We start from the raw sequence: 23921 nt of genomic DNA, 5'->3' as shown, positions 1-23921 counted from the left end.
AGACCTCGAACATGGGCGACACCGTCGACAGCGCGATTCCCAGCGCGTGGCTCTTCGGCGACGCGATCAAGGACGGCGAGTTCGCCTCCTGGAACCCGTACGTGCTGGGTGGGACCCCGCTGGGTGGTACGCCGAACACGGCGGTCACCTCGCCGGTGGCGCTGCCGTTCTGGTTCCTGCCCGCGTGGCTCGCGCCCGCGATCATGAAGCTGCTCGAGATAATCGCGGCGGTCGGCGGGACCTTCTTATTCTTGCGGCTTTTACGGCTCGGCCGGGCCGCGGCGTTGCTCGGCGGCCTCGCGTATGCCACGAGCGCGTTCATGGTGGTCTGGACAAACTGGCCGCAGTCGCGCGTGGCCGCGTTCATCCCGGCGCTCTTCTGGGCCCTTGAGCGGATCGTGCGATATAGACGCGTGCGCGAGCTGGCCCTGCTGGCGCTGGCGGTGGCGGCGCTACTGCTCGGCGGCTTCCCGTCCGTCACCGGATACGCGTTGGTCACCGGCGCCTTCTACCTGGCCGTGCGCGCGTTCGCGGAAAATCCGGGCGCGCTGCGCCGGGTCGCCGCGACGCTCGCCCTGGGCGCGGGTGGCGTGGTCGCCGGCGTCATGCTCGTGGCGGCGCAGCTTCTGCCGTGGGTGAGCATCATGTCCACCGTGCTCGTGCGCGGGCGGGAGCAGACGCCGGACCAGCACGTCCCGTTCGAGCTGCTGCTGACCTCCATCGCGCCGTACGCGTTCGGCACCACCGACCCGGCCAACCCGCCCAACTACTTCCACATCCGGATCTTCCTGGAGGAAGTGTCGTACGTCGGCGCGGCGGTGCTCGTGCTCGCCATCGCCGCGGTCGCGCTGGCCCGGTCCGGCCGCGCGGTGCTGCCGCGCGCCACGTGGGCGTTCTTCGTCGGCGCGACGCTCGCCTGGGGCATCGTGGTCTTCGGCGGCGGGCCGCCGCTCGCGCTCCTCCAGAAGCTGCCGTACCTCTTCTCCGACAACTCCGTCGAGCGGGCCCGCAGCGTCCTCGGCTTCCTCGTGGCGGTGCTCGCCGCGACCGGGTTCGAGCTGCTGCTGCGCCGCCGCAGCGAGGCCACCTCCCGCGCCCGCAAGCTCTACGCCGTGGCGGTGTGGGCGGCCGTCGGGGCGGGCGGCGTGGTCGCGTACGTGATCGGACGCGACGTCGCGCAGACCGCATGGGCCAACCGCACCAGCCTCCGCGTGATGCGCCCCGCCGGCGTCCAGCTGAATATCGAGGTGCTTCAGGGGCTGGCGTTCGTCGCGGTCGCGGCGGCGTGTGCCGCGCTGCTGTGGTGGGGCCCGCGGAAGCCGATGTTCCGGGTGGCGATCGCCGGGCTCATCCCGCTGCTCATCGCGGTCCAGGCGCTGATCTGGGTACGGCCGTACTACCCGCGCACCGAGAAGGAGAACTTCTACCCGGTCACGGACGTGCACACGTACCTGGCCACGCACCTGGACCACGAGCGGTGGTTCGGCAGCGACAACGCGGTGTTCGGCGGCATCCACATGCAGTACAAGCTGCGCGCGCTGCACGGTCACTCCTTTGTGGACACGCGCTTCGCCGAGCTGCTGGAGGAGATGCCGGGCCAGCAGTTCAGGCCGCCGCCCAAGCCGGCCACGTACCTGCGCACCGAGCCGCTTGACGGATCCCCGCCCACCAGCCCGATCCTGGACCTGATGAGCGTCACCCACTACGTGACGCCGCCGGAGCGCGTGCCGTGGGGCCCGCAGCGGGTCGACCGGGGCGACGGCAGCAGGTTCCTGATCCAGCCCAACCAGGCGGTCAGCGTGCCCGTCCCGGCTGGCGGTCCACTCCGCGCCATCGCGATCCTGCCGGACTCGCCGGGCATCAAGCCGTCAAACCGTACCCGGATCGAAATCGCCCTGAAGGACCCCAGCGGCGCCGTCGTCGCGAAGGCCGAGCGCTACGACCGCACCATCGCCCAGGGCAGTCCGTTCTTCGTCGCCCTCGCGGCGGAGGACGCGCGCGGCCCGCTCACCGCGGAGATCACCGTCCGCGATGGCCCCGCGCTTTGGGTGGCCGGCCGGGCCGGCAAGCCGGCGCTTTCGGTCGTCGGTACCGCCGACGACGGCCTGCGCGTCGTCTTCGACGACGCGGCGGTCATCTACGAGCGCACCAAGGCCCAGCCCCGCGTGCGGTGGGCGTCGCGGACGAGTGTCGAGCCCGATGGCAAACGCCGCATGGAGCGCCTCGCCGCCGGCACCCTCGCCCCCGACGAGATCCTGCTCGACGTGCCCGGCGCGGAGGCGAGCGGTGCCCCGGCCGAGATCCAGTGGGTGGAGGACGGCTTCGACGAGATGGAGGTGACGGTCGACGCGCAGGGTGCTGGATACCTTGTGCTCGCCGACGCCATCCAGCCGACGTGGCAGGTCACCGTCGACGGCAAGCGGGCCGACCTGGTCCGCGCCGACCACGCCCTGGCCGCGGTCGCGGTGCCGCAGGGGAAGCACACGGTGCGGTTCAGCTACGCGCCGAGCGGGCACGACCTGGGCAAGTGGCTGACCATCTCGACCGGTGCCATCCTGCTGCTGGCCGTCCTGGGGGAGTGGTGGTGGCTGCGCCGCCGGCGCCGGCAGGCCATCCCGACGTCACCTCCCGTCGCCGCCAATGTCAGCTGAGTCGCTCGCCCGCTTCGCCGCGCTGACCACCGCCCACGTCGCGGACGGCTGCATCCGCGCCGGCGTACCGGTCCGCTGCGGTCCCGCCGGCCTGCGCGCGGTCGTCCAGGGTGACCGCCTGGCCGGGCGGGTGGCGCCGGCCCGGCACGTGGGCAGCGTGGACGTGTTCCTGGAGGCGTACGAGCTGGCCGAGCCCGGCGACGTGCTTGTGGTGGACAACGGCGGTCGCGTCGACGAAAGCTGCGTCGGCGACCTGGCCGTACTCGAGGCGCGGGCGGCCGGGCTGAGCGGCGTGGTCATCTGGGGCCTGCACCGCGACACGGCGGACGTACGCGAGATCGGCCTGCCGCTCTTCAGCCTGGGCTCGCTGCCGACCGGCCCGCTGCGGCTGGACGCCCGCCCCGACGGCGCCTTGGCGTCGGCCCAGGTGGGCGAGTGGACGGTCACCCGCGACGACGTGGTCTTCGGCGACGAGGACGGCGTGCTGTTCGTACCGTCGTCGCGCGTATCCGAGGTGCTAGACGCCGCCGAGGCGATCCGCGACACCGAGCGCCGCCAGGCCGACCGCATCCGAGCCGGCGAGACCCTGCGCGACCAGCTGCGGTTCACAGAGTTCCTGGCGCGGCGGCAGGAGCAGCCCGGCTGGACGCTGCGCGATCACCTGCGTGAGGTCGGCGGCGCAATAGAGGTCTAGCCCCGATATCGTCGGTGATCGTGGAGACGACGATCTCGGTGATTCTGTTCGTACCCACCATGGTCGTGACGGTGTGGTTCTTCGCGGCCGTCATCCGGCGGCTGCTCGGGGTGCGGCTCGGGCCGGTCCGCACGATCCTCGCCGCCGTCCTCGTCCTTTTCGCCACCCCGCCGATCCTCCAGGCGCTCGCGCCCGACGACCCGGCAACTCTCAGCTCCGGGGAGGCGTTGCTGCTGGGGCTCGTGGGCGTCGTCATCGCCGCCCTGCTGGCCATGGTGGCGCTCGTCATCCTCGAAGTGCTGCTCCCGACCGGATCCCTGCCCGGGCCGGTGGAGCTCTGGCGCGGCGCCGTACGGCGGCTGGCCCGCATCCGCCGCTACCTCACCATCACGCGGATCGTGCTGCGGCACGGGCTGGGGCGGTTCCTGCGCGGGCGGGGCGACCAGGGGCCGACGTCGGCGGCCTCGCGGCGGCGGCTGGGGCGTTCGCTGCGGATGGCGCTCGACGAGGGCGGCATGACGTTCGTCAAGCTCGGCCAGCAGCTGTCCACGCGGCGGGACATGCTGCCGGCCGAGTTCGTCGACGAGTTGACCACGCTCCAGGACCGGGCGGCGCCGGTGCCGTGGGTGGAGGTGGCCGGGGTACTCGCGGCGGAGCTGGGGCGGCCGGTCGAAGAGGCGTTCGCGTGGATCGACCACGAGCCACTGGCCGCCGCATCGGTCGCGCAGGTCCACGCGGCGCGGCTGCCGGACGGCAGCGAGGTCGTGGTCAAGGTACGCCGCCCGGGGGTCGCCACCGTCGTGGAGCGCGACCTCGACATCCTGGAGCGGCTCGCGCGGACGCTCGAAGCGCGAACCGCGTGGAGCCGGGCGTTCGGGGCGCGGCGGCTCGTCGCGGGCTTCGCCGAGGCGCTGCGGGAGGAGCTGGACTTCACGGTCGAGCGGGACAACCTCCAGGCCATGGCCGCCGCGCTCGCCGCGTCGCCGGACCGGGGCGTGCGGGTGCCGGCACCGTACCCGGCGCTCAGCTCCGAGCGGGTCCTGGTGATGGAGCGCCTGCCGGGTACCCCGCTGGGCTCGGCCAAGCCCCTGCTCGAACGGCTCGGCGACGAGCGTCGGGCCGCGCTCGCCGCCGGGCTGCTCGACACGATGCTCGACCAGGTACTCGTACACGGGCTGTTCCATGTGGACCTGCACCCGGGCAACCTGCTCGTCGCCGACGGCGGCTCGCTCGGCATGCTCGACCTCGGCTCGGTGGGCCGCCTCGACACCGCGTCCAGGCTGGCGGTCGGCCAGCTGCTCGGCGCGCTCGGGCGGGGCGACTCGGTCGCGGTGAGCGATGCGCTGCTCCAGCTCGTCGACCGGCCGGAGACCATCGACGAGCGCGAGCTGCAACGGGCGCTGGGCGCGCTGATCGTCCGGTACGCCGCGCCCGGGAGCACCGCCGGCGCCACCGCCGTCGCGGGCCTGCTGCGCACATTCACCTCGTACGGGCTTGGCGTGCCGCCGGCGGTCGCGGCGGTGTTCCGGGCGTTCGCCACGCTGGAGGGGACGCTCGCCCTGCTCAAGCCCGGCTTCGACCTCATCGGGTACGCACGTTCGGCCGGTGGCCGGCGGCTCGCCGAGGCGCTCGGGCCCGACCGGCTCCCCGGCACGCTTCAGGAGGAGCTGGCCGCGCTGCTGCCTGTACTGCGCCGACTGCCGCGCCGGGTGGACCGGATCGGCGAGGCGCTCGAACAGGGGCGGCTGCGGGTGAACGTACGGCTGTTCGCCGACGACCAGGACCGGCAACTCGTGACCGGGCTGCTGCACCGCGCGCTGCTGACCGTGATCGGTGCGGCGGCCGGTCTGATGGCGGTACTCCTGCTGGGCATGGGTGACGGCCCGCGGGTCACCGACGGACTCGGCCTCTTCCCGCTGCTCGGCTACTGCCTGCTGGTGGTCGCCGTCGTGCTCGTACTCCGCGTGCTCGTGGTCATCTTCCGCAGGGACTGAGGCGGCGCGAAGCCGGGCGCCTTCTCGCTCACCGTTCGCCCCGGGCACGGCGCCGGGTGGCCTCGCCGACGGCGTCACCCTCTGCTCCGCCTCGGCCGGCGGCAGCGCGGGTACGTTCACCTGCGCTGCCGGCCTGACGCTGAGCATCCCGGACACCACCGCCCCGGGCTCGTACGCGGCGACCCTCACGCTGACGCTGGCCTGAGAGCTTGTAGGGCTCCGCTAGCGTCCGGCGGGTGGACTGGTTCCTGCGCGCGTTAGCCGGTGGCCGCTCAGGGCGCCTGCCCGACCAGCTCCGCGCCGAGCTGGCCGCGACCGACCTCCTGGTGCTCGAGGAAGAGCTGCTCGGGACAGTTACCTACCGCCGATACCGATCGGCGCGCGAGTACACATCCTGGAGCCGCGAGCCCGCGGCCGGCGCGATCGCCCTCGCACCAAACCGCCTGGTGGTGTGGGCCAACCACATGCGGCACATCGATGTGCCGCTCGCCCACCCGATCTGGGCCACCATTGAGGTCCGGGCCGAGCGCCCCGGCCGGGTGCGCTTCACATACGACGCCGGCGCGACCAACACCGCCGCGTCCGGCCACGTGGACGTGCGGCTCCGCACACCCCAGGCCGAGCGGATCGTCCAGCTGCTGTCCCGCTAGCTCTGGTCCACGATCTGTTCCAAGAGACAGACTTGGGCTACCGCGATGTCCGCAGTGGTCCGGACCGCTGCTCCCGCGGCCTCACCCTCCGCGGTCCACAAACAACCCCGGCCGGCAAGGCCGGCGGCAAGGCCGCAGCCCACCAGGCGCGCGCGATCTCGCCACGGTCGCTGCGCGATACGACGCTGGTGCGTCGATCGAGGGAAGTCCGCGGCCATCGGCCATGATCGGCGTCTTTGCGTGGAGGTTCGGTCTCGTCGGTGCGGGTCTGGGGCTTCGGCCCTGAAAGCCCTGAGCCACTTCGGTGTCAGGGTTGGTGCGGTCGTTCTGTGTCGTTCGGGGTTGTGGTTACCCCGTTTTTTGCCTCCGGCGGGGATCTCCGGCCTCCGGGATGGGGGTAGTGCCGTCCCGTCGGTCCTCGACCCGTTATGAGCAGAGCAGGCCAACGCCCGGGGCGCCAGCGTTTGTGCTGTTTGTTCTGGTTTGCATGTGGTGGCGCTCCGGGCGTTGGCCTGCTCCAAGAACTAGCGGGTCGAGGGCCGACGGGACGGCACCGAGAGGGGGTGTGTGTGGCCTGCGCCGAGTCTTGAGCGCTCAGCGCCCGTTTGGGTGCATTGCCCGTTGCGCTGGCGGCAACAACGGACTCTCGGTCGCTCGTTTTCCTTGATCGGCGCTACAGTCGGCGCCACCGAGCAGATCGTGGTATTTCGCTGTCCCCATAACGACAGCTGAGTACCACGATCGCTGGCTCGCTCCGGCCGCAACGCGCTGATCAAGGGAACCAGGTCTGCGTGGTTGTCGTGGGCCGGTATCACCTGGTTGTGGGGCTGGGCAATGCGGACAAATCGGCGAAGTAGTCCCGCTCAAGCGCCACTGTGGACAAGCCCCGACCCCAACCCCAACCCCAAGCGGAAGGGGCGCCACCATCTGCGAACCGCGACACATGGCGCGGCCGGTGGCGGCCCCTTGGGCCGGGCGGCGTTCGACGTTCGGGCGGCCCCGCTCTGTGCGTCTTGCTGGGGCGGATAGCGCCGCCGCCCCCGGGCTGTGCCGGCCGGGGGTGGATTGTGGACCGCGGAGGGTGAGGCCGCGGGAGCAGCGGTCTGGACCACCGCGGACGTCGCGGTAGCTCAAATCTCTTTGTCCTGGACCGGTCCCGGCGGCCACCCATTGTGGACAGAGGCGCTAGTCGTCCCAGGTGGGGCGGGGGGCGCTGGCGCCGAGCGGGCGGGTTGACTCCCAGGTGCGGCGCCACGAGCCGGTTGGGAACTGCTGGCCGCTTGGGAGGGCGAGTTCGCCCTTGGCCTGGGCGCGCAGTGAGCCGTACCAGCCCAGCTCCTCCTCGGCCCACAGCTGTGCGAGCGAGTCGGCCATCCGGGCGTTGAAGGCGCGGGCGCCCTCGCCGGCCTGCGGGTGCAGCGGGTGGCCGAACCGGACGACCACGCGGGCGCGGCCGGGCACCGGCCAGTTGCGGCCGCGCGGCATGGCGGCGTAGGTCCCGCGCAGCCCGATCGGCACCATCGGCACGCCCTGCGTCACGCACAGGTGGGCCGCGCCGAGCCGGAGCGGGGACATCCAGCCGTCCTCGCTGCGGGTACCCTCCGGGAAGAGCAGCAGGCTCCACCCTCGGGCCAGCAGGAACGGCGCCAGGCTGCGCAGCCGGCGGGAGCGGTGCCGCTCGACCGGGAACGCGTTGAACACCAGCGCCGTCACGACCGCGCGCACGCGGGCGTCGAAGAAGTAGTCCGCCGCCGCGCCGACCGCGACGCGCTCGCCCAGGTGGCGGGGGAGCGAGCCGAGGATCAGCGGCGTGTCCAGGTGGCTGCTGTGGTTGGCCACGAACACGACCGGGCCTTTGAGGCCGGCGAGACCGTCCCGCCCCTGGATCTCCGGGCGGGTCTGGCTCCACGTCAACGGGGTCAGCACGCCGCGCTGGATCATCCGCCGCGCGTTCTGCGCCATCGGCGTGCGGGCCCAGCCGGTCGGGAACTCGCGGGGCGGCTCCGGCGGCTCGTGCGCGGCCGCCGAGCGGGGCGTACGCGAACGCCCGCGCCAGTCACGGCCACCGGTGAGGATCCGGATGTCCTTCATCAAGCCCATGGAAAGGAACCCCTCACCGTACGTCCGCCATCGTCAGCGGCGGCGCGTGCTGGTAGTTGATGGTCGGCGAGCCGCCCACCCGCTCCCGCGCCATCTCCAGCGCGTCGTTCAATGTGGACGCCGAGCGGAAGCCCATGCGGGCCGTGGTCTTGCGGTCGCCGCCGACGAAGATGACCTCGCCGAGGTGCTCCAGCGCGTGCGCGCCCCAGTACCACATGTAGAGCGGGTGCACGCCGTGGTAGGCGTAGCTGTTGCGGTACAGGTGGGTGTACCACGGGTCGGTGGCGAACTGCTCCTCGTACTTCGTCTCGATCGCCACCGGGTCGGTGGTCTCGGCGAGCACCTCTTCGAAGAAGTCGATGTAGCTGGGGTGGTGCACCGGGTGAAACTCGTTGCGCACCGGGTGGTAGTAGATCGCCACGCCGCCGGGGCGGACGATCGGCTGGTTGCGGTACAGGTTGAAGAAGTAGCCGAGCCCGAGCGACATCACCAGGATCGGGTTCATGATCGAGTTGACGTTGTACGGGCAGATGTACGGCAGGCCCCAGATGCCGATGTCCGCCGGACCGTCCACTTCGGTCAGCTGCTGCCGCAGCACGTGGCGCATCGTGACCTCGTGCACCTGGATCGGGTCGCCCGCGGTGACCGAGGTGATGCCGTACGGCGAGGCGGTCTTGTGCCAGATCTGCCGGCGCCGCTTCGGCGGGGCGAGGTCGTTGGCCCGCTTCACCGCCAGGTACGCGGCCTGGTCCTTCAGCGACCACTCCCACTCGCGCTTGTTCAGGAAGCCGAGCTGCGTGGGGAACGTGTCGTTGTTGACCGTCGTCTCGATCTGGAAGATCTTGAGGCTGTCGCCGAGCAGGCCGGCCATGCGGTCGTACGAGTGGTGCATCGCCGAGTTCGCCGGGTCGTTGAACGAGCGCGAGTGCCGCAGCGTGTGCACGTTGTGGTGGTGCTTGAGGCTGCGGTACGAGGCGAGCCCCACCGACACCGACTTGGGTCCGCCACTCATCGCGGTGAGCGAGATGTTGACGTACACGATGAGGTCGCTCTCGGCGGCACGCCGGTTGATCTCGACGACCTCGCCGTGCTTCGTGTGGCCGATCTCGGTGAGGTTGGCCTTGTCCTCGGCGTCGTGGTTGCGCAGGTGGCGGGGGAAGAACGAGCGGTACACCCGCTCGCCGACCGTGCGCTTGAGCTCGGCCGGCGTCATCCGGCGGTGCAGCGCGTTACCGGCGATCAGCTCGACGTCGTCGACACCCTTGGCCGCGGCCAGCTCCAGCACCTGCTCGATCACCCGCTGGCGGATGTCCGGCGTGCGCATCGGCGGCAGCGGGATCGACAGGTCGTCGAAGACGATCGTCAGCCGCATGCCCGGGTAGAGCAGCTCGCGCAGCGGCTCGCGGCCCAGCGGGTTGTCCAGCGCGCGGCGGATCTCGCCGTCGACGTCGCGCATGCCGGGCAGCGACTCCGGCGGGTAGATCACCCGGCTGCCGAGCGGCAGCTTCTCCAGGCGGAAACCCTCGCCTTCGTGCATCAGCAGCGCTGGAGTGCGTTCGTCCACTTCGAGGACGAATCCTGGCCTACTCATCTCGGGTGTCTCCCTATTGATCCTTGGTCGGGTCGAACGCCACCTTGATCGACCCCAGCCGCCCCGAGGAGCTGGCGTGGCCGATCGCGTCCCGCCAGCGCGAGAGCGGGTATGTGGCATCGACGTAGCCGGTCAGCGGCGCGGACTTCGCGAGCGCCATCGCGTCTGGAAAGTCGCCACCGCCAGAGGCATACGCCCCGACGAGGTTGAGCTCCCGGAACCAGGCCGGCGTCAGGTCGACGCTGGCGTTGGGCATTCCCGACAACAGCACGGTACCGCCGGCGCGTACCACCCGCAGCGCGGTGTCCAGACCGGAGCCGGACGTGCAGTCGAACGCGATGTCGGTGCCGCCCAGCAGGAACTCGGCGCCCTGCTCGGGCCGGGCCAGGAAGCCCCCGGTCGCGCGGCGCAACGCGCGCGCCGCCCGGTCGGAGGAGAGCACCTCGGTGGCGCCCATCTCGCGGGCCCGCTCGCGCTGGTGGCCGTACCGGGCGATCACGTAGATCGGGCCGGCCTTCGTGTACTCGCGCAGCGCCAGCGTGGTGAAGAGCCCAACCGTACCGGCGCCGACGACGAGCACGCTCGCGCCGTCCGGGATCGGGATGCGGCGCACCGAGTGGATCGCGCAGGCGAGCGGCTCGACGAGTACGGCCCGCTCGTCGTCGATCTCGTCCGGCACCTTGTGCAGCTGGCTGCCGTGCGCCACGAACATCCGGCTCCAGCCGCCGCCGGTGTCCGCGCAGAAGCCGGTTTGCAGCGCGGCCGAGACCATGCCGGAGGTGATGTGGTCGCAGCGGCTGTGCTGGTCCGCCTCGCACGCTGGGCAGAGCTTGACGGCCCGGGGGACGCAGCCGAGCACCGGGTCGAGCACGACGCGGCTGCCCTTCGGCAGGTCGGGCAGCGCGTCTAGGGTCTCGCCGACCACCTCGTGCCCCGGGGTGAAGGGCAAGGAGATCAAGGCGCTGAGGTACGGCGAGTTGCGGCCGGTCAGCAGCCCCAGGTCGGAGCCGCAGATGCCGGACAGCAGCGGCTTGACCCGCGTCCACCCGGGACCGGGCAGGCGCGGGTCGGGGCGGTTGACCAGCCGGACCGGCGACATGTTCGCCGCCCACCAGCCGGCGGCGCGGCCGGTCGCGATGGTGCCGGTCGCGGTCCGCGAGGTGATGTAGCGGATCGGCGAACGGTGGTACTCGAGATTCAGGTTCACGGAACTGTCTCCAGGAAGACGTCACCGGCCGGCAGGGTGTACGCCTTCCACTGCGCCACCGCCCAGCGGCGGGACTTGGCGTGCCGGTACAGGTGCGGGTCGGGGTTGACCGCCACCGGGTTGCCGACGGCCTCCAGCAGCGGCCGGTCCGAGTAGCTGTCGCCATACGCGTAGCTGGCCGGCAGGTCGGCGCCGGCATTCTCCGCGTACCGCCGCAGCCAGGCCGCCCGGGCCTCGCCGACCAGCGGCGGCGCCTCCAGGAAGCCGGAGTAGCGGCCGTCGCGCATGTGCAGCCGGCTCGCCACCACCTCGTCGAAGAGCCCGGCGATCGGCTGGACGAGCACGTCGACCGTACCGGTGATGAGGATCGTGCGGTGCCCGGCCGCGCGGTGCTTGCGTACCTGGCGGATCGCCTCCGGGTGGGAGCGGCGCAGCAGCGCGTCGCCGAGCCGCTCGGCGACGATGCGGGCCAGGCCGGCCTCGTCGGCGCCGGCGTACCGACGCATGAACGTGCGCAGGAACTCGCCCCGGTCGCGCCGCTCGGCCGCCATGTAGCGGGGCAGCTTGCGGACCAGGTCGGCGATCTCGCCCGGCCAGCCGGAGCGGGGCAGGTCGCAGAGGCGGGCCAGCAGGTACGTCTCGATCACGTTGGACGCGACGAGCGTGCCCTCCAGGTCGAACACCGCCACCACGTCGCCGCCGTTGGGCGACTGGCGCAGCGGCGGCAGCGCGTTGCTGCTGGTGCGCCGCCCGGCGGTCGCCTTGCGCATCGTGGCGGTGATCGCCGGGTAGTGCACTTCCTGGAGGTAGTGGTACCAGTCGATGGTCGCCGCGTCGAAGCCGTGCGCCTCGACCCGGTCGCCGGGCAGCGAGCGGTGCAGCGCGAGCAGCTTCGTGTCGGTGTAGATGACCTCGGCCTCGGTGTAGACGCCGTACAGGTCGGCGTACTTGCGCAGGAAGTCGAGCTGGTCCTGCTGCCGGGTGAGGTCGTCCTGCCAGCGGCGGGTGCGCTTGTTGGCCGGGGCGGACAGCAGCGCCTTCTGCGCCACCGACATCACCCGCTCGCCGGTGCGCAGCTGCCGCTCGACCCGCCGCGCGCCCGGGAACGTCCAGTCCGGCACCTTGATCTGGCCACGGCCGCCGTCGGGCATCGGGTGGTCGGTGAAGTACTCCTTCACGCTGTCGTACATCGCCCGGAACGTCAGCGGATTACGGGCGCCGGAGCCGACGTGGTAGTACGCCGGCGTCTCCGGGGGCGGGGGAGCGGCGGCCACGGCGAGGGTCGCGTTGACCACGATGTCCACCGGGATCACGTCGAGCACGCCGTCGGGCAGGCCGGGGAACTCCGGCAGGATGCCCCGGCCGAACGCCAGGACCAGCGGGTCGGCCATCTTGAAGCCGTCGATCCAGCCGGGGAACGGGTACCGCAGCGCGCTCTCCACGATCGCCGGCCGCACCACGGACAGCGGCATCGCGCCGGTCAGCGTCTCCTCGGCCACCCGCTCGCCGAGCGCCTTGGTGAACGTGTACACGTCCGGCCACCCGACGCTCTGCGCGCGCAGCCGCCCGTACTCGACGAGCTGCTTCTCCACCCACTCGACCCGCCGCTCCTCGGCGGCGGTCGCGGTGCTCTGCGGCCCGGACTTGCCGTGGACCTTGCGGGCCTCCGCGATGGCCCGCTTGAGCACCGCGGGCCGGCGCGAGTCCCACTCCACGCTCTCCCGGGCCGCGCGGGCGGCGGCCAGCTCGATCCGCCAGTCCGCGTCGTGGTCCAGCGATCGCTCGGGTACGACACCCTTGCGCGCCCCCGCCACATACGCCGTGGACACGTGCACGACGTGCGGGGTGGCGCCGCTCGCCTTCACCGCCTCGTAGAGGTCGACCACGCCCTGCACGTTGGTGCGGAAGGCGTCGTCGATCGGCGGGTCGAAGGAGACGGTCGAGGCCGCGTGGATCACCGCGTCGATGTCGCTGGGCAGGCGCACGTCCGTGTTGCCCAGCTCGGCGTCGATGACACTGACCCGCTCGGCGACGATGGCCGCGGCCGCCTCCGGCCCGACCGCCTCCCGCCACTTGGCGAAGACCGGCCGCTTGAGCAGCGTGGCCAGCCGGTCGGTACCGGACGAGCTGCCGCGCCGCCGGACCAGCAGCGTCACCCGCGTCTCCGGGTACGTCGACAGCAGCTTCTCCAGCAGCGCCTGACCGAGGAACCCGGTGCCCCCGGTCAGGAGGATGTGCTGCCCGCGCAGATGATCGCTCACGCTCACGCTGCCGCGACCCGGACGCCGAACGCCTTCATGGCCTTGGCGACAACGCTCAGCCCTTCCTGGCCGGGCAGCTTGTCGACCTTGGAGTCGAGCATCTTCACGATCTTGCCTCCACCTTCGCCACCGAGCAGGTGGTTGAGGACGAACCGGGTCTCCGGCTTCGGCGAGATGCTAGAGCCGACCGGGGCCCACAGCCGCCTCAGTGCGAAGCGGGTCACCCGCTGGGCCTTGCGGCTTTTCTCCAGCCGCTCCCGGGCCTCGGACATGTAAAACGCCAAGTGTCGGCTCTCCTGTTGCTGAATTCGCTGCAGAATCTTCGTCAGCGTCGCATGCCGTTCAAGCTCGATCAACCTGCCGTACGCGGCGTGCGCCGACCACTCGTTGACCGCGCCGAATGTCATGTGCGTGGCGATGAAATCCTCGCCGACGACGGCCGCGGCGAGGCATTGCGTGATGGGCGTGACCACGTTTCCCTTGAAGCCCTGTGACAGGCGCACCGAGCGGTGCCGGGGCAGCCCGTTGACCTCGTGGTGCACCGCCAGGATCCGGTCGATGACGTCGCCGTGCCAGTACTCCTCGAAGTTCCACATAGTAAGGAACGCGGTGATCCGGGGGTTCTGGTGGGAGGGGGTGACCAGCAGGTCGCGCAGGTAGCAGACGGTGTGCGTCTCGACGTCGGTCATGTAGTGCAGGCAGCGGATGGCGTCGTCGGAGAGGGGCTGGTCACGGAAGTCATCGAAGTCGATGTCGTCGACGTCGACGGCCTTGGCGGTCTGTTTGTAGTGATCAAGATCGAAGGACATGTCGGCCGACCTCCGGGGGCTCAAGTTACGGCGCGCAGGTAGAGCTCGACGATCTGGTCGAGCCGCTTGCGATTCGGAACGAGGACCTCGCCCGGACGGGCCAGCCCATCGAGAAACACGAAGGTCATCATCGGCCCGATGAAAAGCCGGGTCGCGAGGTCGAGGTCGACGTCGCGGATCACTCCCGCCTCCCGGGCCCGCTGTAGCACGGCCTCTACGCGGGCGAGGAAACGGGCCGGAACGGTCTCCCTCCAGATCGCCAGGAGCCCTGGCGTGGTGGCCATCTCCGCGATGAAGATGCGGAACAGGGCCAGGTATTCGTCGCTCATGAGGTGCCTGACCATCACCCAGGCCACCTCGGAGAGCACCTCCCGCAGGTGCTCGCGGTCGGTCACGGTGCGGTCGGCCAGCAGCGGCGCCCGCTCGTCGAGCGAGGCGACGATGCCGCCCAGCACGTCGACGAGCAGATCTTCTTTGCTGCGGAAGTACACATACAGCGTCTGCTTGGACACGCCTGCGCAGGCCGCCACGTGGTCCATGCTCGTGCCGGAGACACCGGACTCGAGGAACGCCGCGAGCGCGCCCTGGCGGATCTGCTCCCGCTTCGCCTGGGCCCGCCGCGAGTCGAGCTCCACGACACCCCCCAATGCCCCCGTGCGGCTCGCCTGGACCGGCTAGCCAAACCAAACTGTTCAGTTTGATTTCGGCTCATGCTGTCATGTCACCTGGCCCACATCAAGAGCGACCCCCGTCACACGCGTACCGAACCGGTCACGGCAACAAAATCCCTGTTTTTGCTGCCTCAACGGCACCGGGAGGCAGCAAAAACAGGGATATTGTTTGGATCATGCGCGGGTGCGGCGGCGGAGGGCGGCTCGGAGCTCTGCGGCGAAGGTGTCGAAGTCTTCGGCCAGGCGCTTGGAGGTGACGTGGAGGACTAGCCAGTCGGCGCCGAGGAGGCGGTTGAGGCGTTGGCGGTCGCGGTGGATCTGGTCGTGGGCGGCGTGCCAGAGGCCGTCGTATTCCACGGCTACTTTCTGGTCGGGCCAGGCGAGGTCGACGCGGGCCAGGAAGCGGCCGTCGCGCTCGATGACGTACTGGGTGACCGGGGCGGGTACGCCGGCCAGTACGAGTCGTACCCGTAGGCGGCTTTCCTGTGGCGACTCGGCGCCGGGGTCGGCGAGGGTGGCCGCGCGCAGCAGTCGGCGCCAGCCGCGGGCTCCCCGGCGGGTGGTGGCGTACGCCTCGAGGTCGGCCACGGTCACGAGCCGGCGTTGGACGAGGATGTCGACGATGACCACGGCCTCGACCAGGTCGAGCCACTGGGCGAGGTCCCAGCAGGTACGGACCGGGGTGGTCACCCGCACGCCCGCCAGATCCCGCACGTCGCCGTCGATCAGGTCGGCACCGTGCACGTCCAGGCCGCTGAACGGGCCGAAGCGGATCTTGCGGGGTACCACGACCTGTACCGGTTCGTCGGTCGTGGCGGTGCCGGCGCCGTACAGCGCGGCCGCTGACCGGCCCGCGACCGCGCCGCCGGACGGCAGCAGGTACCGGCACACCGCGAGGCACCGATGCCGGTGGCTGATCGTGAGCGAGGCGTCCGCGTAGACCCCGCGAAACAGCGGTCGCCAGGCGGCGCTGCGCAGTTCGGCGGGGGTCAACAACTTCCGCGCCAGCGCGTCGCGCGCCAGGAAGATCTTGCCGGCCAGCGCGGCGGGGCGCCGGGGAGGTAGGGGCATCCCTTCAGGCTCGCCCGTCGGGGCGGTGTCGCGCTGCCCCGCGCGTAGGGTCGCTGGGTGGGTGTGTTAGTGGGGGCGCAAGTGGCTTGTGAAGGTGCGCTGGAGCACACTCAGGCTGCACTGGGGCCTAATCGGGGCGAGTGCGGCGTGTCGTCGCTCACCTTTACACGCCCCCGGAATGCGGGCGAAACACGGATGGCTTTTCCTATACGTGGCCGCTCGGCCATAAATTTTCACGCACTGCCGCCACAGGCGCCGGCTGGCGTACGTCCATGCCTGTTTCGCGAAGAAGGAGAAGAGTGTGACCCTGCGGGTCGAGCCCACCGACGGCGCCTTCCGTCCCTCCCCGACCGCCCCGACGTTCCCGCAGACCCCGAGCCACCACGGCAGCGCGCCCGACGGGCGCCGCCGCATCCTGATGCTCTCCTGGGAGTACCCGCCGGTCCTGGTGGGTGGCCTCGGGCGGCACGTGCACCACCTCTCGACCACCCTGGCCGCCGCCGGCCACGAGGTCACCGTCGTCACCCGGCACGCGCCCGGCGCTCCCCTGGAGGAGTACGCCGAGGGTGTGCGCATCGTCCGCGCCCCCGAGGACCCGCCGGTCTTCCCGCTGGCCACGCCCTCGCTGCTGGCCTGGACGATGGCGTTCAACCACACGCTGACCCGGGCCGCGCTGCGCGCCGCGGAGTCCGGCGACTACGACGTGATCCACGCCCACGACTGGCTTGTCACGCACACCGCGATCACGCTCAAGGAGCACCTGGACCTGCCGCTCGTGGCGACCATCCACGCCACCGAGGCCGGCCGCCACCAGGGCTGGCTGCCCGACGAGATGAACAAGGCCATCCACTCCGTCGAGTGGTGGCTCGGCCAGGAGGCGGCCCGCGTCATCGTCTGCTCCGAGTACATGAAGTGGGAGGTCAACCGCCTGTTCGACCTGCCCACCCAGCGCCTCGACGTGGTGGCTAACGGCGTGGAGACCGACCGCTGGCAGGTGCCGGCGGACGCCGTCGCCTCGGCCCGCCGGCGGTTCGCCGGTGACGGCCCGCTGCTCACCTTCGCCGGCCGCCTTGTGTACGAGAAGGGCGTGCAGGACCTGATCGCCAGCCTGCCCAAGCTGCGTGACCGGCACCCCGGCCTACGCCTGGTGATCGCTGGCGACGGCCCGTACAGGCCGGAGCTCGAGGCGGACATCCACCGCCTCGGCCTGGGCCAGACGGTCACGTTCCCCGGCTTCCTCGGCGGCACCGACCTGCCCGCCGTGATCGCCGCCTCGGACTGCTTCGCGGTGCCGAGCATCTACGAGCCGTTCGGCATGGTCGCGCTCGAGGGCGCGGCGGCCGGCGCGCCGCTCGCGGTCGCCTCGACCGGCGGGCTGGCCGAGTTCGTCACGCCGGGTATCAACGGCATGACGTTCCCGGCCAAGGACCCGGACGCGCTGGCCGACGCGATCGGCACGCTGCTGTCCGACGCCGATCAGGCTCGCGAGATGGCCGGCCGCGCCCGTGCGATGGTGCACGAGCGGTACGGCTGGGCCTCGATCGCGGCCCACACGTCGGCCGTCTACTCCGCGGCGATCGCGCAGGCGCCGGCGTTCAACGCGGCGCAGGCCGAGGCCCGGATGGCGCAGGGCCGTCCGACCCTGAACATCCGCGAGGGCAACCTGTTGGCGGTCGCCTGATGCTGAGTACTCTCTCCCGGATCAGTGACTTCGATCTTTTCCTCATCGGCCAGGGCCGGCACGAGCGGCTTTGGGAAGTACTCGGCGCGCACGTCGAGGATGCCGGGACGCGGTTCGCGGTCTGGGCACCCAACGCGCGTGAGGTCCAGGTGATCGGCGACTTCACCGGCTGGTCGGGCGTGCCGCTCGAGCGGCTCGGCGAAAGCGGTGTGTGGTCCGGGCACGTCGACGGCGCCGCGCCCGGTCACCGGTACAAGTACCGGATCCACGGCGCCGACGGCCGCTGGGTGGACAAGGCCGACCCGCTCGCGCGGGCGACCGAGGTGCCACCCCTGACCGCGTCGGTGATCGAGCGTTCGGTGTACGAGTGGGGCGACGCGGCCTGGGTGGACGCCCGCCACACCGACCACCACGCGCGGCCGATGTCCGTGTACGAGGTGCACCTCGGCTCGTGGCGCCCCGGTCTGTCCTACGTGGAGCTGGCCGACCAGCTCGTGGGGTACGTGACCGACCTCGGCTTCACACACGTCGAGCTGCTGCCCGTGGCCGAGCACCCGTACGGCGGCTCGTGGGGCTACCAGGTGACCGGCTACTACGCGCCGACGGCCCGGTTCGGGACGCCGGACGAGTTCCGCTACCTCGTCGACCGCCTGCACCAGGCCGGCATCGGCGTGCTGCTGGACTGGGTGCCGGCGCATTTCCCGAAGGACGACTGGGCGCTGGCCCGGTTCGACGGCACCTGCCTGTACGAGCACCCGGACCCGCGGCGGGGCGAGCACCCCGACTGGGGCTCGCTGGTGTTCAACTACGGCCGGTGGGAGGTGCGCAACTTCCTCGTCGCCAACGCGCTGTACTGGCTCGAGGAGTTTCACATCGACGGGCTGCGGGTGGACGCGGTCGCCTCGATGCTGTACCTCGACTACTCGCGCGGCTACGGCCAGTGGGAGCCGAACGCGTACGGCGGGCGGGAGCACCTCGAGGCCATCGACATGCTCCGCGAGCTGAACGCCACGGTGTACCGCAAGCACCCCGGCGTCGTGATGATCGCGGAGGAGTCGACCGCGTGGCCCGGCGTCTCGCGGCCGGTCGACTGGGGCGGCCTCGGCTTCGGCCTGAAGTGGAACATGGGCTGGATGCACGACACCCTCGCGTACATCGCCCGCGACCCGGTGCACCGCACCTTCCACCACGACGAGGTGACCTGGCCGAGCGTGTACGCGTTCGACGAGCAGTTCCTGCTGCCGATCAGCCACGACGAGGTGGTGCACGGCAAGGGCTCGCTCATCGGTAAGATGCCTGGCGACCGCTGGCAGAAGCTGGCCGGGCTGCGCGGGTTCCTGGCGTACATGTGGGCGTTCCCCGGCAAGCAGCTGCTCTTCATGGGCTGCGAGCTGGCCGACGACCGGGAGTGGAGCGAGGCCCGCGGGCTGGACTGGTCGCTGACCGGCGAGGGCACGCCCGCACTGCTGCGTGACCTCAACCGGGTGTACCGGGAGTCGCCCGCCCTGTGGGCAAAGGACACCCTCGGAGAAGGGTTCGGCTGGATCCGGCACGACGACCGCGCAGCCAACGTCGTGTCGTTCCTGCGGTACGCCGAGGGGGAGACGCTCGCCTGCGTGGTCAACTTCTCCGGGGTGGCACGGACCGGGTACCAGGTCGGGCTGCCCGAGGGCGGTCGCTGGGAAGAGGTCGTCAACACCGACGCGCACGCGTACGGCGGATCCGGCGTGGGCAACCTCGGCGGCGTCGACGCGGACGGCGCCCCGGCGGACGGCCACCCGCAGTCGGCGAAGGTGCACGTCGGCCCGTTCAGCGCGGTGTGGCTGCGTCGCCGGACAGCGTGAGGCCGTAAACGCTGCGTCGCCGGACAGCGTGAGGCCGTAAACCCGGATAAAAGCTGTCGCAACGGGCAGGATAGGGGCCATGGCCGAGTTCGCCGTGTGGGCGCCGGAGCGGTCCCGGGTACGTGTGCGCCTGGACGGCGGGCGGGACCAGGACCTCACCCTGGGTGAGGACGGTTGGTGGCGGGCAACGGCGCCCGCCACCGATTACGCCTTCCTGCTGGACGACGGGGACGAGCCGCTGCCCGACCCGCGCTCGCCCTGGCAGCCGTACGGGGTGCACGGGCCCAGCCGGATCTACGACCACTCCGCGTTCCGGTGGACCGACGCCGGCTGGACCGGCCGCGCCCTGCCCGGCAGCGTGCTGTACGAGCTGCACGTCGGCACGTTCACCCCGGAGGGCACGTTCGACGCGGCCATCACCCGCCTCGACCACCTCGTCGACCTCGGCGTCACCACGGTCGAGCTGCTCCCGGTGAACGCGTTCAACGGCACCCACAACTGGGGCTACGACGGGGTCTGCTGGTACGCACCGCACGAGCCGTACGGCGGGCCGGACGGGCTCAAGCGCCTCGTCGACGCCTGCCACGCGCGCGGGCTGGCCGTCGTCGTCGACGCGGTGTACAACCACTTCGGCCCCTCCGGCGCGTACGCCCCCCTGTTCGCGCCCTACCTCGCCGAGGGCGCCAACACCTGGGGGCGCTCGCTCAACCTCGACGGCCCGCTCTCCGACGGCGTACGCCGGTACGTGATAGACAGCGCACTCATGTGGCTGCGCGACTACCACGCCGACGGGCTGCGGCTGGACGCGGTGCACGCGCTTGTTGACCACCGGGCGGTACACCTGCTGGAGGAGCTGGCCGCCGAGGTGGACGCCCTCGCCGCGCACCTGGGCCGCCCACTCACGCTGATCGCGGAGTCCGACCTCAATGACCCGCGTCTCGTCGCGTCCCGGGAGGCCGGCGGGTACGGCCTGCACGCGCAGTGGGACGACGACGTCCACCACGCGCTGCACGCCTTGCTGACCGGGGAGCGGCAGGGCTACTACGGCGACTTCGGCTCCACGGACTGCCTGGCCACGGTCCTCGCGGGCGCCTTCTTCCACGCCGGCACCTGGTCCGGCTTCCGGCGGCGCGTACACGGCCGCCCGGTCGACCGGGAACGGACGCCGGGGCACCGCTTCGTCGCGTACCTGCAAAACCACGACCAGGTCGGAAACCGGGCGACAGGTGACCGGATCAGCGACGCGCTGAGCCCTGGCCTGCTGAAAGTCGGCGCGGTGCTGCTCTTCACCGCCCCGTTCACGCCGATGCTCTTCATGGGCGAGGAGTGGGGCGCGCGTACCCCCTGGCAGTTCTTCACCAGCCACCCCGAGCCCGAGCTGGCCGCGGCCGTGGCCGGCGGACGGCGCCGGGAGTTCGCCGCGCACGGGTGGGACGGCGACGAGGTGCCCGACCCGCAGGACCCGGCGACGTTCGCCCGCTCCCACCTCGACTGGGTCGAGCGGGACAAGCCGGCCCACCGCGAGCTGTACGACTTCCACCGCGCGCTGATCGCCCTGCGCCGCGACCGCCCTGACCTCACCGACCCTCGCCTGGACCGGGTGGAGGCCCGGCCGGGGGACCTGTCGCTGGTGGTCCGGCGTGGCGCCACGGCCGTCGCCGCCAACCTCGCGCCGCACCCCCAGCGGCTCGCCCTGCCAGCCCTCGCCCGCTCGACACTGCTGGTCACCGACCCCGGTGTGGAGGTACGCGGCGAGGTGGCCGATCTCCCCGCGGAGTCTGCGGCAATAGTGGCGATCTAGGAAGGCGATGGCGATACAGCACACCACGCTGCCGTCCGCGCCGGCGCCGGAGGACGACGGGCCGCCCGGCCCGCGCCGGCGGTGGTGGCGACCCGACGTGCTCACCACGGTCGGGGTGCTGGCCTTCGTCCTCTTCACGCTCGGCACTATCGGCTCGCCGCTGTGGGGCGGCTCAGTGCTCGCCGCCACCGACGAGCTGCAAGTGCGCAGCCCGTACCAGGACGCGGGGCTGGCCGGCATCCCGATACAGAACGACTACATGGACGACACGTTCGACGCGGTCATGCCGGACACGCTGCTCTTCTCCAAGCAGCTCAGGCGCGGACACCTCGCGGCGTGGAACCCGTACGTCGTCGGCGGCGTCCCGCTCGGCGCGATCCCCACGCTCGGCCTCGCCAACCCGCTCACCCTGCCGTACTACCTGCTGCCCGACACGCTCGCGCCCGGCTACGTGAAGCTGCTGGAGACCGTCTTCTGCGGGGTCGTGACGTTCCTGTTCCTGCGGCGGCTGCGGCTGGGCCGGCCCGCGGCGGTACTGGGCGGGCTCGTCTTCGCGAGCAGCGCCTTCATGATCGTCTGGACCAACTGGCCACACACCCGCACGGCGGCGTTCATCCCGGCGGTCTTCTGGACGTTGGAGCGGTTCGTACAGGAGCGGCGGGTGCGCGACGCCGCCCTGATCAGCCTCGCGGTCGGCGGCATGCTCGCCGGCGGCTTCCCGGCGGTCACCGCGTTCACGCTGTTCACGGCGGCGCCCTACCTGGTGCTCCGCGCCGTCGCCGCGTACCCCGGGCAGATCCGCCGGCCGATCTGGGTGGTCGCCGGCGCCACCCTGGGGCTGGCCGGCGGGGTGGCGCTGCTCGCGTTCCAGCTGCTGCCGTTCATCCGGGAGATGTCGCAGGTGTTGATCGCCGGGCGGGAGCAGGAGGCGAGCGAGCACCTCGCCGCCTCCAGCCTGCTCACCTCGCTTGCCCCGTGGGCGCTCGGCACGGTCACCCCCTCCAGACCGCCGCAGTGGTACCTGCCGGAAAACCTCGTCGAGTCGATGTCCTACGTCGGCGCGGCCGGGCTCGTGCTCGTCGTGCTCGCCGTGGCGATGCCGTGGGCCGCCCGCGCCTTCCTGCCCAGGGGCATCTGGACGTTCCTCGTCGCGGCACTGGGCGTCTGGCTGGTCGTCATCTATACGGCGCCGGGCGTCGGCGTCATCCACCACCTGCCGGTGTTCTCCACCAACTTCGTCGGGCGCGCGCGCAGCGTCGTGTGGCTGCTCGTCGCGGCGCTCGCGGCGATCGGCCTGGAGGTCATCCTGCGCCGCCGGCCGGAGGCGCCCGTCGCCGAGGACGTGCGCCGCCTCCGCTTCCGGTACGCCGCCAGCGTCACGGGCGCCATCGCCCTCTTCGGCGTACTGATCTTCTGGCAGGCGCGGCGGATCGCGGGCGGTGACCCCGCGCGGCGGGCCGAGCGGGTGGGGCAGCTCGACCGCGAGGTACTGATCGGCCTCGCCTTCCTCGCCGTAGCAGCGGGTGCCGTCGCCCTGGCGTGGTGGTCGGGCGGCCGGCCGGGGCGGCTGTGGGGCGGGGTGCGCGTGGGCGCGGCCGCCATTCTGCCCGTGCTCGCGGCCGTGCAGGCGCTCACGCTGACCGTCCCGTACCTGCCCCGGGTCGGCAAGGAGACCTTCTACCCGATCACCGAGACCCACCGGTACCTCAGGGAGCACCTGGGCCACGAGCGGTTCGCCGGCACCTGGACGGCCATGTACGCCGGCGCCGACTCCCAGCTCCAGCTGCGGGCGCTGAGCGGGCACCAGTTCGTCCACGAGCGCTTCGCCGAGCTTGTCCAGGGGCTGCCGACCGAGCAGTTCGGCTCGCCCACCTGGCTCGACAATCCCGCGCGGGCCGACGTGGCGACAAGCCCCGTGCTCGACCGGCTCGGCGTCCGCTACTTCGTCACCAGCCCGTCCGACCGGGTGTTCGGCCGCCGCACGCCGCCCCAGTCGGGTGGCTCGCCGATCACCGTCGTACCGGGTACGCCGGCCCTGCCGCACTTCATCGTCGAAGAGCCGCTGCGGGCGGTGGTCATCACGCCGGTCGGCCCGCTGCCGCCGCGCACCCCGGATGCGACGGTCGAGGTGGTGCTCAAGGACCCCGACGGCCGGGAGGTGGCCCGGTCCCAGCGGCTGGCCCGGGCGATGGGCGCGGGTAAGGCGTTCGAGGTACCCGTGGTGGGCGAGGACATACCGGTGGGTACCGAGCTGACCGTCGACTTCAACACCACAGGGTTCGGCGGGCCGCTCAGCGCCGAGGGCACCTTCGGGCGGGTCGCGGTCGGTACGGTCACCTCGACCGGCGACGGGCTGCGGCTCGTGCGGTCCAGCCCCGCCGTGGTGTACGAGCGGCTGAACGCGGCGCCGCGGATCCGCTGGGCGAGCGACGCGATCGTCCAGCCCGACGGCCCGTCCCGGGTCGACCTCGAAACGAGCGGCACGCTCCGCGCCGACCAGGTCGTGCTCGACACGCCCGGGCCGCACACGGACGGTGCGCCGGCCGACCTGCGGATCGACGAGGACGGCACCGACAAGATAGAGGTCTCGGTGTCCGCCAAGGGCGCCGGATACCTGGTGATCGCCGATGCGATCCAGGGCCAGTTCAAAGCCACGGTAGATGGGGAGCCGGCCGACCTCGTGCCGGCCGACCACGGCCTAGCGGCCGTCGCCGTCCCCGCTGGGGAGCACCTGGTGCGCGTCCAATATGCCGCGCCATACGATAATCTCGGCGGCTGGGTCTCTATGCTCATGGTCATCGCCCTCGTCGTGGTGGTGGTGGCCGGACGCGTCCGGGACCGCCGCCGTTCCGCATCCGAGGGCATCGGCGACGCACGCCGGGCCAGATTGTGACGA

Annotated in this window: 15 protein-coding genes; 8 read left to right on the top strand and 7 right to left on the bottom strand. The window is 71.6% G+C overall.

Annotation, left to right across the window (positions count from 1 at the left end; translation table 11 throughout):
• The first annotated feature begins 11 nt into the window (after positions 1-11).
• From Pflav_RS45745 to Pflav_RS17705, 4 genes are all read left to right on the top strand, one after another.
• On the top strand, positions 12-2651 hold the full coding sequence (locus Pflav_RS45745; RefSeq protein ID WP_415624388.1) for a YfhO family protein: 2640 nt from the start codon (positions 12-14) through the stop codon (positions 2649-2651).
• Positions 2641-3345, top strand: coding sequence for an RraA family protein (locus Pflav_RS17715; protein WP_173037151.1), 705 nt, complete (start codon positions 2641-2643; stop codon positions 3343-3345). Before Pflav_RS45745 ends, Pflav_RS17715 begins: the two co-directional genes overlap by 11 nt.
• Positions 3346-3365: 20 nt before the next feature.
• Positions 3366-5339, top strand: coding sequence for an ABC1 kinase family protein (locus tag Pflav_RS17710; protein ID WP_232071544.1), 1974 nt, complete (start codon positions 3366-3368; stop codon positions 5337-5339).
• A gap of 236 nt (positions 5340-5575) precedes the next feature.
• Positions 5576-5989: a hypothetical protein gene (locus tag Pflav_RS17705; RefSeq protein WP_197938610.1), complete on the top strand. Its 414-nt coding sequence runs from the start codon at positions 5576-5578 to the stop codon at positions 5987-5989.
• A 1185-nt stretch (positions 5990-7174) separates the two neighbouring features.
• Here Pflav_RS17705 and Pflav_RS17700 read toward each other — a convergent pair.
• The 7 genes from Pflav_RS17700 to Pflav_RS17670 all read right to left on the bottom strand — a co-directional run bounded on the left by Pflav_RS17700 (position 7175) and on the right by Pflav_RS17670 (position 15699).
• Entirely contained in the window at positions 7175-8080 is a 906-nt protein-coding gene (locus Pflav_RS17700) for a lysophospholipid acyltransferase family protein (RefSeq protein WP_197938609.1), read from the bottom strand.
• 22 nt (positions 8081-8102) lie between these two features.
• Positions 8103-9680, bottom strand: a complete 1578-nt coding sequence (larAH, locus tag Pflav_RS17695) for an NPN-dependent hydroxyacid isomerase, LarAH14/15/16 family (RefSeq protein ID WP_173037149.1) — start codon at positions 9678-9680, stop codon at positions 8103-8105.
• A 13-nt stretch (positions 9681-9693) separates the two neighbouring features.
• Positions 9694-10887, bottom strand: coding sequence for a zinc-dependent alcohol dehydrogenase (locus tag Pflav_RS17690; RefSeq protein ID WP_173037148.1), 1194 nt, complete (start codon positions 10885-10887; stop codon positions 9694-9696).
• On the bottom strand, positions 10884-13148 hold the full coding sequence (locus Pflav_RS17685; protein ID WP_197938608.1) for an HAD-IB family hydrolase: 2265 nt from the start codon (positions 13146-13148) through the stop codon (positions 10884-10886). The genes Pflav_RS17690 and Pflav_RS17685 overlap by 4 nt, the downstream gene beginning before the upstream one ends.
• 2 nt (positions 13149-13150) lie before the next feature.
• Positions 13151-13957, bottom strand: a complete 807-nt coding sequence (locus Pflav_RS17680) for a ferritin-like domain-containing protein (protein ID WP_173037146.1) — start codon at positions 13955-13957, stop codon at positions 13151-13153.
• A 20-nt stretch (positions 13958-13977) separates the two neighbouring features.
• On the bottom strand, positions 13978-14592 hold the full coding sequence (locus tag Pflav_RS17675) for a TetR/AcrR family transcriptional regulator (protein WP_173037145.1): 615 nt from the start codon (positions 14590-14592) through the stop codon (positions 13978-13980).
• 210 nt (positions 14593-14802) lie between these two features.
• Complete coding sequence (locus tag Pflav_RS17670) at positions 14803-15699, bottom strand: hypothetical protein (RefSeq protein ID WP_173037144.1); 897 nt, start codon at positions 15697-15699, stop codon at positions 14803-14805.
• Between the two features lie 418 nt (positions 15700-16117).
• On the opposite strand from Pflav_RS17670, the gene Pflav_RS17665 reads away from it, so the two are divergent.
• The 4 genes from Pflav_RS17665 (at position 16118) to Pflav_RS17650 (ending at position 23918) form a co-directional block, all read left to right on the top strand.
• Positions 16118-17380 carry a glycosyltransferase family 4 protein gene (locus Pflav_RS17665; RefSeq protein WP_173042484.1) on the top strand — a complete coding sequence of 421 codons (1263 nt, stop codon included), beginning with the start codon at positions 16118-16120 and terminating at the stop codon, positions 17378-17380.
• Positions 17380-19224: a 1,4-alpha-glucan branching protein GlgB gene (glgB, locus tag Pflav_RS17660; protein WP_173037143.1), complete on the top strand. Its 1845-nt coding sequence runs from the start codon at positions 17380-17382 to the stop codon at positions 19222-19224. The genes Pflav_RS17665 and glgB overlap by 1 nt, the downstream gene beginning before the upstream one ends.
• Before the next feature lie 79 nt (positions 19225-19303).
• Complete coding sequence (treZ, locus tag Pflav_RS17655; protein WP_173037142.1) at positions 19304-21025, top strand: malto-oligosyltrehalose trehalohydrolase; 1722 nt, start codon at positions 19304-19306, stop codon at positions 21023-21025.
• Positions 21026-21032: 7 nt separating this feature from the next.
• Positions 21033-23918: a glycosyltransferase family protein gene (locus tag Pflav_RS17650; protein WP_173037141.1), complete on the top strand. Its 2886-nt coding sequence runs from the start codon at positions 21033-21035 to the stop codon at positions 23916-23918.
• The last annotated feature ends 3 nt before the right edge of the window (positions 23919-23921 follow it).

This window comes from Phytohabitans flavus (genome assembly GCF_011764545.1).
Taxonomy (GTDB): Bacteria; Actinomycetota; Actinomycetes; order Mycobacteriales; family Micromonosporaceae; genus Phytohabitans; species Phytohabitans flavus.
The sequence above is the reverse complement of the archived record's forward strand: the minus strand, read 5'-3'. Positions and strand labels throughout refer to the sequence as shown.